A 15,809-nucleotide genomic window follows, 5' to 3' on the forward strand; every position below is an offset into this window, starting at 1 on the left:
TCATTAGTTCTATTATGTCAGTGATAAATAAGTAAAATATCTCAATTTTTAAGCTAATAAGTAGTTGTTTGAGAACCCCGACTTTTTTCATAAGTCGGGGTTCTCTGTTTACCCATTACTAATCCATCTCAAATCCCAAATCCCAAATCTAAAATTGTTCCAGCCGTTCCCGAACATCAATATAAAGCACAGTACCGCTTTCAGAAAGAGAAGGCACAGCCTTTTGATTCCCCAGCCAAACAAAAAAACTGCTCAGTGCAGGAGTCGGATCTTGATCGCGGCGCAGGGTGTAGATCAAACCTTCGCAAGGCCCATTAACGCGGCTACTCGTGCAAATCGCTTTCTGGTTATTTACAATACCCACAGTCACATAATTTAGCTGTTTATTGCGGTTATAATTCTCAAGGCGCTGAGTTACTTGTTGGCAGCGAGTTAGAGGATCGTAGCCAGAACTAGAAAAGAAATTAGAATTCCAGCGAATCCAAGGCTCCCTGAACCCTTGCGGATTTTGATACACAGTCACCGGCTCGCCCGTTGAGGTATCGCACACAAATCCTCCATAACCCAGACTCGGCTGGTTTTGATCCGAGGTGCTGCTGAGAGAAAGATTGCTGAGAATATCAAAGCCGTTACGCTTATTTTGTGATAGCAATGCCATAAAAGCATCAATCGGGATTGCCGCGTTCAACCCCGTTTTTATCTCCTCAATCTGACCGTTCCACTGACTCCTAATTGTGCCAATAGTATCCCCCTGGCCGTGAATTCCTACCACCCTGCCATCAGCATCAAATACAGGCCCGCCGCTCATTCCGCGCCTGGTTACAGCTTGGTAACGCAGACGATACCCCGATGATGCGCTGCCCAAGCGAGAAGAGATGATACCAGTAGTAAACTCAAGTTTTCGTTCAAATCCCGAAATTGGCAGCGGATAGCCAGAAACGTAAATAGCAGAACCAACAACAGCACGTTCTGACTCGCCCATTGGTGCTACTGGATACTGTTCTCGGCTCTGAAACTGTATCAAAGCCAAGTCTATATCCCGGTCATTTTTCGGGAGTCTCTGTATTCTAATCGCAGCATAATCCTTCTCCAAATGAGTGCGAATGCTGTATTTTTGAGCCAGGCTTGCCACCACATGATTAGCTGTCAGAATAGTGTAAATATTACCCTGTTTGGCAATAATTACTCCCGATCCACTAGCAAAAAAACCCAGCGTATTGTTGACTTCCACAGTTGTCAACGTTGCTAGCTGGGCAATTTCTTCGGCTGTTTTGGCACAGGCAGCATATTGTTGGCTGACAACCGCCGTCACTGTTAATGCACCTGTCAAGATGATTGTCAGCGCGTCAAACCGCAAACTCCACACATTCATCGATAACTCCCTAGATGAAACGAGGCGAACTGCAAATATATACTAATCGGAATTCCCCAACTGGATTTAACCATTTTCTCCAATAATTCCGCTGTTGGTTCATTTCCATCTTCAAAAGCATAGACGCCAAAATTTGGATCTCGATACTTGCCCCTACCGTTAATCCCCACCAAGAAACCTTTGGCATTAAAAATCGGGTCGCTACTCATACCGATTTTAACCTCATTTGTATAGCCCAAGCTATAACCTTGAGGCAAAGATTTGGGTAGCAACACCGAAACGAAGACCGCGTCACCGCTAAAGCCCCAACCTCAGCACCCGCAGGAAAGCAGACTGCCAGCACGGGATCAGACACCGCTCCTGGCTCAATGCTGAATGGTGCTATTTTATACTCGATCGCGCTGCGAAACTGAACGATCGCCCGATCGATATCGTCCAGCAGCCTCATAACTCCTAGCAGTGGGTGGAGGAGGCTGTCGTCGGTGACAAGCCCGATCGCCACAACCTGCCAGTTAGTCAGCACCCTATAGATTTGGCCCTGCTGCCGAACGGACGATCGTCCCGGAACCAGAAGATTTCCCCGTCGGGATGCGTACCGTTGTTTGATGCGCCAAGTTTTCCACCTCAATCCTTGGAATTGGTGATGGGATGGAAAATTTGCCAATCTTTAAGGCTGTCCGAAGGGTGGGGAAAAGGGGGCAGTTGCGCCCCATCGGCAATGTTTTCCCCTAGCTTTTCGCTGACATCAATGTAAGGAATTTTACTGGTTTCATCAAAAGACGACATCCCGACATATCCTTGGCGCCAAGCCAACAAATTATACAAAGAGCCGATCGGGTCTTGGCCGGGTCTGAGGGTATAAATCAAATTTTGACACCGCCCATTGACTTGATTCGCCGTGCAGATGACGTTCTGGCCGTTCATTTGGCCCGCAGTAATGTACTTAAGCATTCGTTGGCGGCGATAGGTTTCGAGGCGTTGAGTCACTAATTGACACCGAGTTGCTGGATCGTAGCCAGAACCGGAGAAATAATCGGAAGTCCACTCAATCCAAGGCTCTACGGCACCTTGAGCGTTTTGGTACACCGTCACCGGCGCACCGGTCGAGGTGTTACACCAAAATCCATTTTCCCCCGGTGCTCGCCGACCGTAACTCGGTCCAGAAGCAACCGTCAGGCCACTGAGGGCGATCGCTGTTGCCGCCAAAACTTTTGTCAATAATTGCTGTTTCATGATATTTTCACTCTTTATTTAGAGGATTCGGGACAAAAATCACCGAATGCTGAGATAACCCTCTTGACGCGCCTGTTCATTAAAGATCCGCTGACTTCGGAATAATGTGATTCGCGACTTGACCAGAAACCAGTTTTTTTTACGAAAACACTTCGTTGCAGCCCTTATGCCTGGTTAAAAAACCCGGTTTTTTTGCTCTTGATGCGTAAGTTTTGATATTGTTCGCGACTTACGTATTCCTTATAACCGCGCTTTCGACGCCGTTCACAAACCGCGCCGAAGGCGAGCTTAAAATACGCGTGCCAATCTGAATTCTGTCCTCATTACTACTAATCAAACTCAGGCTTTTACCAACCGGAAAGAGGCTTTTCACCTCAGACATTGGAAGAGATCGAGTTGCAACGGTACATCACACCACTGACAAGGTATTTGATATCACTTACGAGCTGGGTCGCGAGCTTGATCTGCTGAGACAGGTAAACTGCTGGGTTACACCACTGAGGGGTAAAACCCCTCTTGCCTGATCTCACACTAAAATCCACGTATTAACAAGAACTCTTAACTTGTTTTGATCTCCGTACTGCGGGAAATACTTCTAAGTGAGTGTAATCAGGGTCTAAGTGCTTTCTACCACCAAAATTCACCCTCCATACACTGACGTTTAGTAGAGTATTAAAAACTATGAACCATATCTGCAAACAGTTAGGATATTTAGGCGTTTGGTTAATTTTGATGGGCGGTAGCAGTTGTTCTAGCTCAGATGCAGCTACCTCAACCGAAAACCAGAGGCAACTCTCAGCAAGCGCCCCTCAGTTCCAACACCTACAGCTAACGGGAAATCAAATTGAGGCTCGATCGAGTCAATTAACGCAGCCTTCTAACTCTGTTGCGTCAGTTTTAGGCAGTGCTCCCCTCTCAGAAAATACTGCCACCATTACGGTTTATAAAGTAGACAATCTCTGTCAAACTCTGAAGCCTGAAACAGTTACAGGCCCAGAGAACCAGTTAATGTCATCGGCGGTTAATGAAGTGTTAAAGCAGCAGATTTTCGATAGTCTTGGTTTGGCTGGTTATCGCCTCAAGATCGATCGCGACCTCGGAATAGCTACCGTGGATCTTCGTGCATCGGGAAGTTCACGGCAGAAATTGCAAAATCTGTCCAGTTGTCAAATGTTAGGTTTGTTCGGGGGCGTGCGCCAAACTTTAACCAGTTATGCTCCTTGGCAAATCAAAACTGTTCGTTTTACAGAGCTTGGAGAGGATATTTTGAGTACAGTTCGAGAATAAGCTATTAAAATTATTGGAGATGGGACTTACGCAATTCTCCCCTTATAAACAAGGGTTGGGAGGGATTGAACAAACCTTCAAACCCTTTGATATTTGTTGATCCTGCTAAGTCCTGTGACCAAAACCCAGGTAATTCCTATGACACTACCTAACGGCCCCAAAGCTCCACCCTTGGTGCAGCTAATTCAATGGATCGGCGATCCCCTGACATTCCTGGATAAATGTGCCAAACAATACGGCGACATTTTCACAGCTCAAGTGAACAACGGGCAACCATTGGTGATGATCCACCACCCCCAAGCTGTCCAGGAGATGCTCAACAGCAACGCGTTTCACGCTCCAGGCCGCCTGAATAGTATTCTCAAAGCGCTCGTGGGAGAACAATCCATGTTTCTCCTCTCAGGAGAAAGGCACAAACGCGAGCGCCAATTATTGATGCCACCCTTTCACGGGGAACGGATGCGGAATTACGGCCAACTAATTTGCGATATTGCTCAAGATGTTGCCAGCAAATGGTCGGTCGATCGACCTTTTGTGGCCCGCAACGCGATGCAGGAAGTCACCATGCGGGTAATCTTGCAAGCTGTCTTCGGGCTCGATGACGGGCCGCGATTGGAAGAGCTCAGGCCCCTACTTGCCTCAGTCCTCGATATGACCAACTCTCCCCTGCGATCGAGTATGCTATTTTTCGGCTGGATGCAGCAAGATTGGGGCTCTTGGAGTCCTTGGGGACGCATGAAACAGCGGCAGCGGAAAGTTGACGCACTGATCGACGCAGAAATTGAAGAACGCAGACAGCAACCAGACGCCAACCGCACCGACATTCTCAGCTTAATGATGGCCGCCCGCGACGAAAACGGGCAACCAATGACCACTGAAGAATTGCGCGACGAGTTGATGACGCTGCTGGTTGCAGGCCACGAAACCACAGCAACGGCCCTAGCTTGGGCGTTTTACTGGATTCACCACTTGCCCTCGGTGCGCCAGAAGTTGCTGCAAGAATTGGACAGTTTGGGGGAAAATCCCGACCCGATGGAGATTTTCCGCTTACCTTACCTGAGTGCAGTTTGTCAGGAGACGCTGCGAATTTACCCCGTGGCAATGCTGACGTTTTCGCGAGAAGTGCTCACGCCCGTGGAACTGATGGGATATCAACTCGAACCGGGCACGGTTGTCATCGGCTCGATTTATTTGACCCACAGACGGGAGGATTTGTATCCAGAACCGCTGCAATTTAAACCTGAACGGTTTTTGGAGAGGCAATTCTCGCCTTACGAGTATTTGCCCTTTGGAGGCGGCAGCCGCCGCTGTATCGGCTTGGCGCTGGCGCAGTTGGAGATGAAACTCGTGCTGGCAACCATTTTGCGGAATTTCGACCTAGTATTGGCCGAGAAAAAGCCCGTACAGGCCAAACGCCGAGGGGTAACTTTAGGGCCTGCCGGCGGCGTGCGGATGGCGCTGCTGGGGCGGCGGATGCGGCAGCAGAAGCCTGAACCTGTCGCTACTGGGGTTTAAAGTCGCAGCGGTTACAGCGGGCGATCGAACTTTCTGCTTTGAGTGCAAACACTTTAGGGAGAATGTGCGATCGTCCGCAAATGCCACCATTTTTGGTAGCACCCGCTACAGATAAACAGCTAGAATCCTTAACCTGTAACCCTCGCCCCCTCTCACTTTTCAAATTTTCAGTCTAAAATGATATGAACCTTGCAAACACAGCCTGAAAGCAAAAGTGGGTGATTGCAATAGTCCTCTTGATATTTCAAAAGCCTGCCTGCCATACTTTAAAAACATATGCATACCCTGTTATTCAGCAAGGTCGGAAGCGCGTTGGCATTGCCAGCAATCTTCCGGCCTCTTTATTTTTTGGGCTACTTGAGGCATTGGGGACAAGATGTAGAAGGCAAGGCAAAAGTATAAATTCTCCCCCTGTCCTCGTCTCCCCCTGTCCCCAATCTAGAGCTTCTGCCTCTAATTCCAATAGAATCCGACAGCAAGTTTAAGGAATCACTAAGGAATAATTAATAACTTGTTAAATTATCTCCTTCTGTCCTTCTCTCAATCTTCTGTTTTCAGAAATTCCGATACCGAGACAGACTTCGGGAGACTCTCCAGATCTTGAATTTCGCTTTCGTGGGCAAAAAACTCGACTTCTTTGTCGTCAATCTGGATCTGATAGCTAGCGGTAGCTGTCACAACCCGTCGCTTTTTTTTATCTTCTATTAAAACCCAACACACGACAGGTCTTACCCATCTCTCAACGTGCTGGCTTTGCTTCGTACTCCCAAAGGCATACCAGCCTTTAGCTTCAATAATTTGAAGCACTTTAAAATCGTTATTTGCCATATTTCTATCGCGTTAAGTTCAGTATTCTTCTTAGATATAACGGCTAGCTTGCTAAGCATGGCAAAAGTTTGGCAATTCCAAGCCGCACTAGATAACCTGATTTTTAGTCAGGAGAAGCGGGTTGACAAGGCCTTGTCTGCGTTGTTGCCTGCTAAATGTAGTGCGAGCTTTTTGTACTCTCCCACAATTACCGTAAAGTATCTATACCGCATCCTCAAAAAATATTCTCGCATTAGCCTCAACAGCAGCCAACTAGACCTTAGCTAGCTGCATATAAGTGGATACCAACTGCTTCTAACGCCTGGTTGGTGAGAGCGATCGGCATACAATCTTGTTAAGACTTTTTGCTGCAATCAACTGTCATCTTTACCCGATCGGGTAAAACTTAACTAGAGATTGTCGATTTCAATTCTAAGCCTCGGCGCGCCTAATTCCTAATTAATTGTATGGTGTAGTTGATAATTGCCAAACTGTCGATCGCACTAAACTACCGTGTCTAACTCTTCGATTACCGTCACCGTTAAACTGTTCGCCGCCTTCGGTGAAGCCTACGGCGTTTCGGAACTGACATTAGAACTTCCTCCCGAAACCCCAGTGCTAAGAGTGCTCGAAAGCTCGATCGCCCAATATCCTCAATTAGAACAATGGCGCGATCGCACCCGCTTCGGCCTCAACCTGGAATTCGTCTCCCCCGACACCATCCTCCAAGACGGCGACGAAGTTGTACTCATCCCCCCCGTCAGCGGCGGGTAGGCTAAGTTGGTTAATCAAAAATTCGAGGTTTTGTAGTTGTGTTCGATCGCACGACTGCCCAATTCTTAGCCCAAAAAAGATTTATTAAGTTTTGTAACAATTCCGTCGGCAAATCATCCTTGAGCTCGATCGGGCGGGGACGCGAACCTGACAATCTCGATTCCCATCCCGATCCTGAAAAAAAGTCAAATCCTTGTGGGGAGTAGGGTTTGGGCATCCCGCCCGCCCAAATATCAAAGTTAAATACACCACTGTTTAACTGAAAAGTCACTGGAAATCAATCCCGACTAAAAAAATCGGGTATGGTTGACGGGGGTAAATTGACCGTGCTAATCTTGCACAAGAATTAACAAACATCGCAAAACTAGAGAGTTGAGCTATGACCCAGGCGACCCGAACACAATCCACAGCAGCAACCTTCACAGCCCTTAAATGTAAAGAATGCGGTGAAGAGTACGAACTCCAAGCTAAGCACGTCTGCGATTGCTGTTTTGGCCCGCTTGAAGTCAAGTACGACTACGACGCCATCCGCCGCAGCGTCACTCGCCAAACCATCGAAGCCGGCCCCAACTCGATCTGGCGCTACCGCGCATTTTTACCAGTCGCTACAGATAACGTCATCGATGTCGGCACTGGGATGACTCCTCTATTAAAATCCCACCGCTTGGCGCGCCGCCTCGGTCTAAAAAATCTTTATATTAAAAACGATGCCGTCAATATGCCCACTCTCAGCTTTAAAGACAGAGTGGTGTCAGTTGCCCTCAGCAGAGCGAGAGAATTGGGTTTCACAACGGTATCCTGTGCCAGCACTGGCAACTTAGCTAACTCCACCGCTGCGATCGCCGCCCACGCAGGCCTCGATTGCGTAGTCTTCATCCCCTCCGACTTAGAAGCAGGCAAAGTCCTCGGCACTCTGATTTACAATCCAACTGTCATGGCAGTTCACGGCAACTACGACCAAGTTAACCGTCTCTGTTGCGAAGTCGCTAATACACATGGCTGGGGATTTGTCAATATCAACTTGCGTCCCTACTATTCCGAAGGCTCGAAAACCCTCGGCTACGAAGTTGCCGAACAGCTAGGCTGGCAATTGCCCGATCACATCGTCGCTCCCCTCGCCTCCGGCTCTTTGTTCACAAAAATTTACAAAGGTTTTCAAGAATTCATCGAAGTCGGTTTAGTTGATGAAAAGAAAGTTCGGTTCAGCGGCGCCCAAGCTGACGGCTGTTCCCCCATCGCCCAAGCATTCCGCGAAGGCCGTGATTTCGTCAAACCCGTGAAACCGAATACAATTGCTAAGTCGATCGCGATCGGCAATCCAGCCGACGGTATGTACGCCTTGGAAGTCGCCCGCAAAACCAACGGCAACATCGAATCCGTCAGCGACACCGAAATCATCGAAGGCATGAAACTGCTAGCAGAAACTGAAGGCATCTTCACTGAAACCGCAGGCGGCACCACGATCGCAGTCTTGAAGAAACTCGTAGAAGCAGGTAAAATCAATCCCGACGAAACCACCGTCGCCTACATCACCGGCAACGGTTTGAAAACGCAAGAAGCAGTTCAAGGCTACATCGGCGAACCCATCACCCTCGAACCGAAACTAGAAGCGTTCGAGCGCGCCCTCGAACGCGCCCGCACCCTCGAACGCTTAGAATGGCAACAAGCTTCGGTTTAATTATTAGTCCTTAGTCATTGGTCATTAGTCATTAGTCATTAGTTGTTAAGCTCTTGAGTGATGACAACTGACTGCTAACAACCGAAAACTGACTACTGACCAAGGACTACTGACTAAGGACAACGGACAACTGACCACTGACTACTGACTAAGGACTAAAAAATGACCGTCAAAGTTTTAATTCCCACTCCCCTGCAAAAATTCACCAACAATCAAGCCACCATCGAATGCGGCGGCGGCAATATTTCCGAACTGATAGAATCCCTGGAAACAAATTGTCCCGGCATCAAAAAAAGCCTGTGCGATGAAAAGGGAGAACCCCGCAGATTTTTAAACTTCTACGTCAACAGCGAAGACATCCGCTTTTTGGAAGGCACAGGAACAGCACTCCAAGATGGTGATGAAGTTAGTATTGTTCCAGCAGTTGCTGGTGGCTGATTTTGCAACCGCAGATGGTGGCAGATAAACACAGATGAACGCAGATAGAATTAATTACTATCTGCGTTCATCTGTGTTTATCTGCGGTTGAGAAACAAGTCCCTGGTAAAGCCAGGAATTGTTAATTCTAGGAAACGACGGAAGCGACTTTTGCTGCTGTCCGGGGGCGACGGCGACCTGTTACTGCATTAGCAGGAACTGGCGCTGGCGCTGATGTCGATGATGGCCCTAATAGCTTGGGTGCTTCTAAAGAACCTGGAGCTACTGCTGCTTTTTCCCATTGGACAAATAATGCTCCTTCGGGAATTTGCATCAGGAATACTAGCATGGGATTGCTTTGAAGTTCCCGGCGCAGTACGCGCTGAATTGCCCGTTCAATTTGCGTTTGCACTCCAACCCAGTCCACATCAACTCCTGATTCGGCAGTTGTTGAAGGTCTGACAAATTCTGACCAACGATCGCCTAAAATAGTCTCAATCGTTTGTGTGATCGATTGTTGTAGCAGTTCGCGATCGGCTGATGTGACTACACCTTTCAAGTGTATTTGCGGCGTAGCAACCAACTTGCCTTCTGCATTTAACGCCGCAGCTACTGTCACCGCGCCATCTCCGGCCAACTGCTGGCGTTCTTTGAGGACGTTCGCCTTGACAACGCCCGATCGAGAAGAATCTACTAATTCAATTCCTGAAGGTACTTTAGTACCAAGTCGCATCGAATTTTCAGTTAATTCTACGACATCGCCGTTGTCAATAATCACCATATTGCTCGCGGGAATGCCCATGCTTTGAGCCGTCTTGGAGTGCTGAACCAGCATCCGGTGTTCTCCGTGCACTGGCAAGAAGAACTTGGGACGAGTCATGTTAATCATTAACTTTTGGTCTTCTTGACAGCCGTGTCCCGAAACGTGAATGCCTTTGTCGCGGCCGTAAACCACGTTTGCGCCCAGCATCATCAGTTTATCGATCGTGTTTACCACTGCGATCGTATTTCCCGGAATTGGGTTAGCTGAGAATATGACTGTATCGCCTTTTCTGATTTTCAGTTCGTGATGTTCGCCGTTAGCAATGCGAGTCATCGCCGCCATCGGTTCGCCTTGGGAACCTGTGGTTAAAATCAGTACCTTGTCTTCAGCCAAATTGCGGATTTCTTTCAGCGGTTTGAAAAGACTATCTTCGCATTTGATGTAGCCGAGATTGCGGCAGTGAGCGATGACATTCAGCATCGACCGGCCAACCACTCCGACATACCGATTGTTTTTCTTAGCCAAGTCCAAAACAATTTGCAATCGGTGTACCGACGAAGCAAAAGTCGTCAGCAGTACCCGTCCCGTTGCTTGAGCGATAATTCTGTCTAAATTCGGAGCCACAGAACGTTCCGAAGCGGTAAAACCGGGAACTTCCGAGTTAGTAGAATCGCTGATCAAGCACAGCACGCCTCTTTCGCCGTACTCAGCCAGCTTTTGCAAATCAAAATGCTCGCCGTCTACAGGAGTGTGGTCAATTTTAAAGTCTCCAGTGTGAATAATAATTCCGACGGGAGTGTGAATTGCCACAGTGAAACTGTCGGCCATCGAGTGAGTGTTGCGAATGTATTCGACTAAGAAATGCTTGCCAATTCTGACCGTATCCCGTGGTCGAACTGTTCTCAATTCAGTGCGGTGAGATACTCCGGCTTCTTCCAATTTTCCGGCGAGCAAAGCCATCGCCAAACGCGGGCCGTAGATGACTGGAATTTCAAATTGCTTGAGGTGATAAGGGATGCCACCGATGTGGTCTTCGTGACCGTGTGTCACGATCATGCCTTGAATTTTGTGGCTGTTTTCCCGCAGGTAAGTCATGTCTGGGAGGACAATATTTACCCCGTGCATTCCATCTGTGGGGAAGGCTAAACCGGCATCTAAAAGAATGATTTCGTCGCCGTACTCGAACACACAAGTGTTTTTGCCGATTTCGTGCAGCCCGCCGAGGGGAATAACTTTTAGAGCTGATGCAGTTGTATTTTTGATCATGCGTATCCTTTGTTAGTTGTTTTTGTTATTGGTCTGTTAACTGTTGACTGTTAACTGTTGACTGTTGACTGTTGTCTGTTGTCTGTTGACTGTTGACTGTTGACTGTTGTTTTTTTTCTACTGTCTTTTGTCGTCTGCTGTTCGTTGATCTTGGGGATTTTTTTCAAGATATTTGTGGAAAACTCCCCTACGGGTTTTACTCTCCCGTACAATCAGTCGTCTTCGGCCTTCAATCTTTAACTTTCAGTCTTTAATCATTCACTATTAGCTAATTACTAAAAGTTAATGACTAATGACTGATGACTAATGACTAATGACTGATGACAACCAAATATTCAGTTGTCTGAAAACTCGTTCTCGCCTATCTCGTCTAGCTAGCTGATACCTGTGCTAGCTGACTCAGTACGTCCTTTAACTTTTGAGTTACCTCAACGGGCGGATCGCACAGGGGCGGACGGGTGGAGCCTACATCCCAGCCTTGAAGCTTGAGAGCTGTCTTGACGAGAATGGGATTTGTGGTGAGAAAAAGAGCTTTAAACAGGTCAAAAAGTTGCAAGTGAATCTGGGTAGCGACTTGAACTTGACCGGCTTCGAAAGCTTTGATCATCTGTTGCAGTTGCTCTCCTACCAGATGGCTGGCTACGCTAACTACACCAGATCCTCCTACCGCCAACATTGGCAAAGTTAGGGAATCATCTCCAGAATAGATGGCAAATTCAGGGGATGTCAAGCACCGAATTTGACTTGCTTGATCCAAGTTGCCACTTGCTTCTTTTACGGCCACAATGTTGGGGATTTGGGCCAATCGAGCCACCGTCTCCGGCAACATATTCTGACCAGTGCGACCGGGGATGTTATATAACATTATAGGCAATTCTGGAGCAGATTGCGCGATCGCCCGAAAATGATTATATAAACCTTCTTGCGGCGGCTTGTTGTAATAAGGAACCACCTGCAAACAGCCGTCTAACCCAAGTTTAGCTGCTTTTTGGGTAGCTGCGACTGCTTCTGAAGTAGAATTAGATCCGGCTCCTGCGATTACCAACGCCTTACCGACCACCGCCTTTTGTACCACCTGAAATAATTCGTACTCTTCATCCCAGGTCATAGTGGGAGACTCGCCAGTAGTGCCGCACACTACCAAGCTATCTGTACCGCGATCGGCTAAATGAACTGCCAATTGTTCTGCTACCGCATAGTTAACGCTGCCGTCTTCCTTAAACGGCGTAATCATTGCAGTCAGAACCCGTCCAAACTTTACCACACTTTCTCCGATTTTAGACTGTTGATTTTTGATTTTAAATTTTTGATTTCAGATGAAAGGTTTATCTAAAATCCCCTATTTCAATTTCCCAATTGCGAGGGTTCCCGCTAATTAGAAGCCGCCGCCACTTGGGTTCGCAACAAATCTTTTTGGGCCAGCAACTCAGCTATCTGCACCGCATTTAAAGCCGCCCCTTTGCGGATTTGATCGCCAGACAGCCACATCTCCAACCCACAGGGGTGAGAAATATCTTGGCGAATCCTGCCGACTAACACCTCATCCTTACCGCTGGCCTCTACAGGCATCGGGAAATAATTAGCTTGCCAGTCTTCTACCAGCTTAACCCCGCTTGCCTGCTTTAAGATTTCCCTGGCCTCTATCGCGCTAAAAGGCTCTGCAAACTCTAGGTTAATCGCTTCCGAATGAGCTCGCAGTACGGGAACCCGCACACAAGTTGCCGTAATTTTAATCTCGTCCGTACCAAATATCTTCCGAGTTTCGTTTACCATTTTCATCTCTTCTTCACAATACCCTAAATCATTAATCGGGGTGTTGTGCGGAAACAAATTAAATGCTAAGGGGTAGGGAAATATATCTGTTTTGGGCGTTTCCCCCTGCAAAATTGCTCTTGCTTGAGCTTTCATTTCCTCCATTGCCCTCGCCCCAGCCCCGCTGGCAGACTGGTAAGTCGCTACAACGATGCGCTGTATCGGCCTAACTTTGTGAAGTGGCCAAACCGCAACTGCCATCAAAATAGTCGTGCAGTTGGGATTAGCAATTATACCTCGATGAGCTGCCGCCGCTTGGGGATTGACTTCTGGAACCACTAGCGGCACCGTCGCATCCATGCGGAAAGCGCTAGAATTGTCAATGACCACTGCTCCGGCTGCCACCGCTTGCGGAGCCCACAATTTAGAAGTAGAGCCGCCGGCAGAGGCGAGCACCAGATCTACATTATCAAACGATCGCGCCGAAACTGCTTCGACCGGCAGCATCTCGCCGCCAAAAGGCAAAGTTGTGCCTGCTGAACGTTCCGAAGCCAGCAGCTTCAAGTTAGAAATCGGAAAACTCCGGCTGTGCAATAGTTCTAGCAACTCGGCACCGACTGCGCCGGTGGCTCCTAAAATGGCAACTCGATAGGATTGAGACAAATTAGTTTCCTCCACAAATTAAAGTCTAAACGATCGAAATCAAAAATTTAAATAACTGCAATTCTCAATATCAAACTTAATTAATGTTATGCGACATCAGGAGCATGAGAGGATGGCAATGGTGCAGTTAACCGAAACGGGCTATCAAACTTCCCGATTGATCCGGGCGATCGTACCCAATACCAGTTTAGCATCTTTTGCTGCTCGCCCACGCCCAATCCGCATCCGGTTAAGTTTTGTGATATATCTGCATTTTCGCAGGCGCATCCATTGACTTTAACTAGCCGCAGAGGCAGGCAAGATTGACATCACAGGGCGATATGTGCTATGGTGCATCGGCAATTAGTGGACTTAACCTCCACATTCCTAGCAGCAAAAGCTAGTATCCTCAAACCAAAACTATTTGGCAAGAGCCAAAAAAGTAGCCGGCAATGACTTACAGTCTCATCCGGTAAAGGTTTTGTAGTTGTGCCGTTACGAGTCAAAGCGTACAAAATTAAAATGCAGGCAAAGTCAGATTTGTATGTATTTTATTACACTATTGTTAAATATCAAAAAAGCCGATGAAAGTAACCCAGGAAAAACTTCCAGCTAGCCAAATTGGTCTGGAAATCGAAGTACCGTCAGAAAAGTCAAAACAAGCTTACGAGCAAGTAATTAAACAATTTGCTCGCGAGGTTAATATTCCTGGGTTCCGCAAAGGCAAAGTTCCCCGTCAAGTTTTGCTACAGCGCCTAGGCCAGACTCGTTTGAAGGCGACGGCTTTGGAAAATTTGATTAATGATTCCCTGCAAAAAGCCCTCGAACAAGAAAAAATTGCCGCAATTGGCAGTTTTGAACTGAGCACTGAGTTTGAAGAATTACTAGCTAAGTTCGATCCAGAACAGCCTCTGGTTTTTTCGGCTAAGGTTGACGTAAAACCCGAAGTGAAAATGGGTCAGTACACAGGTTTGCAGCTTCAAGCAGAAGAAGCTAAGTATGATGAGGCTCAGGTAGATGAGGTACTGGCAAAATATCGATCGGACAAAGCTACTTTAATCCCCGTAGAAGGCCGGCCGGCTCAGTTGGGAGACACAGCTTTGGTTGATTTCTCCGGTAGATTTGCAGAAGCACCCGAAGGCGAAACTCCGGCTGAAATTCCCGGCGGCGATGCAGAAGACTTTCAAGTAGAACTGTCGGAAAATCAGTTTGTACCGGGCTTTATCGAAGGCATGATCGGGATGAATCCGGGAGAAACTAGAGAAGTTTCCCTGCAGTTCCCCGACGAGTACAGCAGCGAAGAATTAGCCGGAAAACCGGCAGTTTTTATGATTACCCTCAAAGAACTTAAGGAAAAAGAATTGCCGGAGTTGGACGACGACTTCGCCCAAGAAGTCAGCGAGTTTGAAACTTTAGCAGAACTGCGCGAATCCCTCGAAACTCGGTTTAAAGCAGACCAAGAAAACAAGACATCAGCTAATAAGGAAAAAGCTATATCAGCAGCCCTCGTGCAGCTCATAGAAGTGGAAATTCCCGAAACAATGCTCGATCGCGAAATTGATTACTTGCTGAATCAACAAGCCCTCCAATTGAAAAATTACGGCATAGATATCAACCAACTCTTTACCGAAGAAAATATGGGCCCGATGCGGGAACGCTCGCGCCCGGAAGCAGTCGATCGGCTCAAGCAGACTCTAGCTCTGGCAGAAATAGCCAAGCTAGAATCCTTATCTGTGGAAGACGCAGAAGTATTAGAAGAAGTAGCAAAAGTCAGAAAACAATTTCCCAAAGGAAATTTTGATCCTATAAAATTGGTGGAATTTGTAGGAGAAGACTTGCTCAAACAAAAAACCCTGAAATGGTTGGAAGAAAAAGGAACAATCGAACTTGTACCTGAAGGCTCTCTGACTCCGGCAGCAGCAGAATCAGAAGAATCAGACGCTGAAGATTCAGCAGAAGCAGCCACGAGCGTTGAAGTGGAAGTTGTAGGCGAAGAATAGAACTTAAATGTGTTCAAATGTCCTAATTGGGGCATGAAATCAACCGTGATTTTAACGGCGCACCTGATCCTTAACTACAAGCTCCGGGTGCGCCTGATCCTTACTAAAAGCTCGGGGTGTCCACTAGAAGTAGAAGCAGCGCTGATTTACAAGTAGGTCTTTTAACTCATTCACCCCGCGAGCCTTGCGAGTCACTCCAGCGTTGCGCCCAGCGCAGAAAGCAATTTCACAACTCAAAACTCGGCATTCCCCCGATCTCCGTTCAGAAGAGGCATAATAGTTAAAAGCTGGCAGCTTAATTTA

The 15,809-nt window shown here is 47.5% G+C and carries 16 protein-coding genes; 7 read left to right on the top strand and 9 right to left on the bottom strand.

Annotation, left to right across the window (positions count from 1 at the left end; translation table 11 throughout):
* Positions 1–148: 148 nt before the first annotated feature.
* Genes QUA44_RS07855 through QUA44_RS07870 form a run of 4 tightly spaced genes read right to left on the bottom strand, consistent with a single transcriptional unit; the run spans position 149 to position 2,605 of the window.
* On the bottom strand, positions 149–1,372 hold the full coding sequence (locus tag QUA44_RS07855; protein WP_333249683.1) for a COP23 domain-containing protein: 1,224 nt from the start codon (positions 1,370–1,372) through the stop codon (positions 149–151).
* Complete coding sequence (locus tag QUA44_RS07860; protein WP_333249685.1) at positions 1,369–1,581, bottom strand: hypothetical protein; 213 nt, start codon at positions 1,579–1,581, stop codon at positions 1,369–1,371. Before QUA44_RS07860 ends, QUA44_RS07855 begins: the two co-directional genes overlap by 4 nt.
* Positions 1,578–2,036 carry a hypothetical protein gene (locus QUA44_RS07865; RefSeq protein WP_333249688.1) on the bottom strand — a complete coding sequence of 153 codons (459 nt, stop codon included), beginning with the start codon at positions 2,034–2,036 and terminating at the stop codon, positions 1,578–1,580. Before QUA44_RS07865 ends, QUA44_RS07860 begins: the two co-directional genes overlap by 4 nt.
* Positions 1,997–2,605 carry a COP23 domain-containing protein gene (locus QUA44_RS07870; RefSeq protein ID WP_333249690.1) on the bottom strand — a complete coding sequence of 203 codons (609 nt, stop codon included), beginning with the start codon at positions 2,603–2,605 and terminating at the stop codon, positions 1,997–1,999. The genes QUA44_RS07865 and QUA44_RS07870 overlap by 40 nt, the downstream gene beginning before the upstream one ends.
* Positions 2,606–3,286: 681 nt before the next feature.
* Here QUA44_RS07870 and QUA44_RS07875 point away from each other — a divergent pair.
* Entirely contained in the window at positions 3,287–3,892 is a 606-nt protein-coding gene (locus tag QUA44_RS07875; RefSeq protein ID WP_333249692.1) for a hypothetical protein, read from the top strand.
* A 138-nt stretch (positions 3,893–4,030) separates the two neighbouring features.
* Complete coding sequence (locus QUA44_RS07880) at positions 4,031–5,407, top strand: cytochrome P450 (RefSeq protein WP_333249694.1); 1,377 nt, start codon at positions 4,031–4,033, stop codon at positions 5,405–5,407.
* 540 nt (positions 5,408–5,947) lie between these two features.
* Here QUA44_RS07880 and QUA44_RS07885 read toward each other — a convergent pair.
* Positions 5,948–6,235, bottom strand: a complete 288-nt coding sequence (locus QUA44_RS07885; RefSeq protein ID WP_006632921.1) for a hypothetical protein — start codon at positions 6,233–6,235, stop codon at positions 5,948–5,950.
* Positions 6,236–6,292: 57 nt separating this feature from the next.
* On the opposite strand from QUA44_RS07885, the gene QUA44_RS07890 reads away from it, so the two are divergent.
* Positions 6,293–6,502, top strand: a complete 210-nt coding sequence (locus tag QUA44_RS07890) for a hypothetical protein (protein WP_333249697.1) — start codon at positions 6,293–6,295, stop codon at positions 6,500–6,502.
* 225 nt (positions 6,503–6,727) lie between these two features.
* Positions 6,728–6,988, top strand: a complete 261-nt coding sequence (locus tag QUA44_RS07895) for a MoaD/ThiS family protein (protein WP_333249699.1) — start codon at positions 6,728–6,730, stop codon at positions 6,986–6,988.
* Positions 6,989–6,998: 10 nt separating this feature from the next.
* Here the strand turns inward: QUA44_RS07895 and QUA44_RS07900 are convergent, their stop codons facing one another.
* Positions 6,999–7,259, bottom strand: coding sequence for a hypothetical protein (locus QUA44_RS07900; RefSeq protein WP_333249701.1), 261 nt, complete (start codon positions 7,257–7,259; stop codon positions 6,999–7,001).
* Between the two features lie 108 nt (positions 7,260–7,367).
* Between QUA44_RS07900 and thrC the strand changes: the two genes are divergently transcribed.
* On the top strand, positions 7,368–8,666 hold the full coding sequence (gene thrC, locus QUA44_RS07905; RefSeq protein WP_333249703.1) for a threonine synthase: 1,299 nt from the start codon (positions 7,368–7,370) through the stop codon (positions 8,664–8,666).
* 162 nt (positions 8,667–8,828) lie between these two features.
* Positions 8,829–9,104, top strand: a complete 276-nt coding sequence (locus tag QUA44_RS07910; protein ID WP_333249705.1) for a MoaD/ThiS family protein — start codon at positions 8,829–8,831, stop codon at positions 9,102–9,104.
* Between the two features lie 127 nt (positions 9,105–9,231).
* On the opposite strand, the gene QUA44_RS07915 is transcribed toward QUA44_RS07910, so the two are convergent.
* The 3 genes from QUA44_RS07915 to QUA44_RS07925 form a co-directional block, all read right to left on the bottom strand.
* Entirely contained in the window at positions 9,232–11,112 is a 1,881-nt protein-coding gene (locus QUA44_RS07915; RefSeq protein WP_333249707.1) for a ribonuclease J, read from the bottom strand.
* 370 nt (positions 11,113–11,482) lie between these two features.
* Positions 11,483–12,376, bottom strand: a complete 894-nt coding sequence (gene dapA, locus QUA44_RS07920) for a 4-hydroxy-tetrahydrodipicolinate synthase (protein ID WP_333249709.1) — start codon at positions 12,374–12,376, stop codon at positions 11,483–11,485.
* Between the two features lie 107 nt (positions 12,377–12,483).
* Positions 12,484–13,527: an aspartate-semialdehyde dehydrogenase gene (locus QUA44_RS07925; RefSeq protein WP_333249710.1), complete on the bottom strand. Its 1,044-nt coding sequence runs from the start codon at positions 13,525–13,527 to the stop codon at positions 12,484–12,486.
* Between the two features lie 563 nt (positions 13,528–14,090).
* Between QUA44_RS07925 and tig the strand changes: the two genes are divergently transcribed.
* Entirely contained in the window at positions 14,091–15,506 is a 1,416-nt protein-coding gene (gene tig, locus QUA44_RS07930) for a trigger factor (protein WP_333249714.1), read from the top strand.
* The last annotated feature ends 303 nt before the right edge of the window (positions 15,507–15,809 follow it).

Source organism: Microcoleus sp. N9_A2 (genome assembly GCF_036701775.1).
In the GTDB taxonomy this organism is placed as follows: domain Bacteria; phylum Cyanobacteriota; class Cyanobacteriia; order Cyanobacteriales; family Microcoleaceae; genus Microcoleus.

Coding starts and splice junctions, on each gene's coding strand:
- QUA44_RS07855 (WP_333249683.1), bottom strand. CDS start 1,372: ATGAATGTGTGGAGTTTGCGGTTTGACGCGCTGACAATCATCTTGACA.
- QUA44_RS07860 (WP_333249685.1), bottom strand. CDS start 1,581: ATGAGTAGCGACCCGATTTTTAATGCCAAAGGTTTCTTGGTGGGGATT.
- QUA44_RS07870 (WP_333249690.1), bottom strand. CDS start 2,605: ATGAAACAGCAATTATTGACAAAAGTTTTGGCGGCAACAGCGATCGCC.
- QUA44_RS07875 (WP_333249692.1), top strand. CDS start 3,287: ATGAACCATATCTGCAAACAGTTAGGATATTTAGGCGTTTGGTTAATT.
- QUA44_RS07880 (WP_333249694.1), top strand. CDS start 4,031: ATGACACTACCTAACGGCCCCAAAGCTCCACCCTTGGTGCAGCTAATT.
- QUA44_RS07885 (WP_006632921.1), bottom strand. CDS start 6,235: ATGGCAAATAACGATTTTAAAGTGCTTCAAATTATTGAAGCTAAAGGC.
- QUA44_RS07890 (WP_333249697.1), top strand. CDS start 6,293: ATGGCAAAAGTTTGGCAATTCCAAGCCGCACTAGATAACCTGATTTTT.
- thrC (WP_333249703.1), top strand. CDS start 7,368: ATGACCCAGGCGACCCGAACACAATCCACAGCAGCAACCTTCACAGCC.
- QUA44_RS07910 (WP_333249705.1), top strand. CDS start 8,829: ATGACCGTCAAAGTTTTAATTCCCACTCCCCTGCAAAAATTCACCAAC.
- QUA44_RS07915 (WP_333249707.1), bottom strand. CDS start 11,112: ATGATCAAAAATACAACTGCATCAGCTCTAAAAGTTATTCCCCTCGGC.
- tig (WP_333249714.1), top strand. CDS start 14,091: ATGAAAGTAACCCAGGAAAAACTTCCAGCTAGCCAAATTGGTCTGGAA.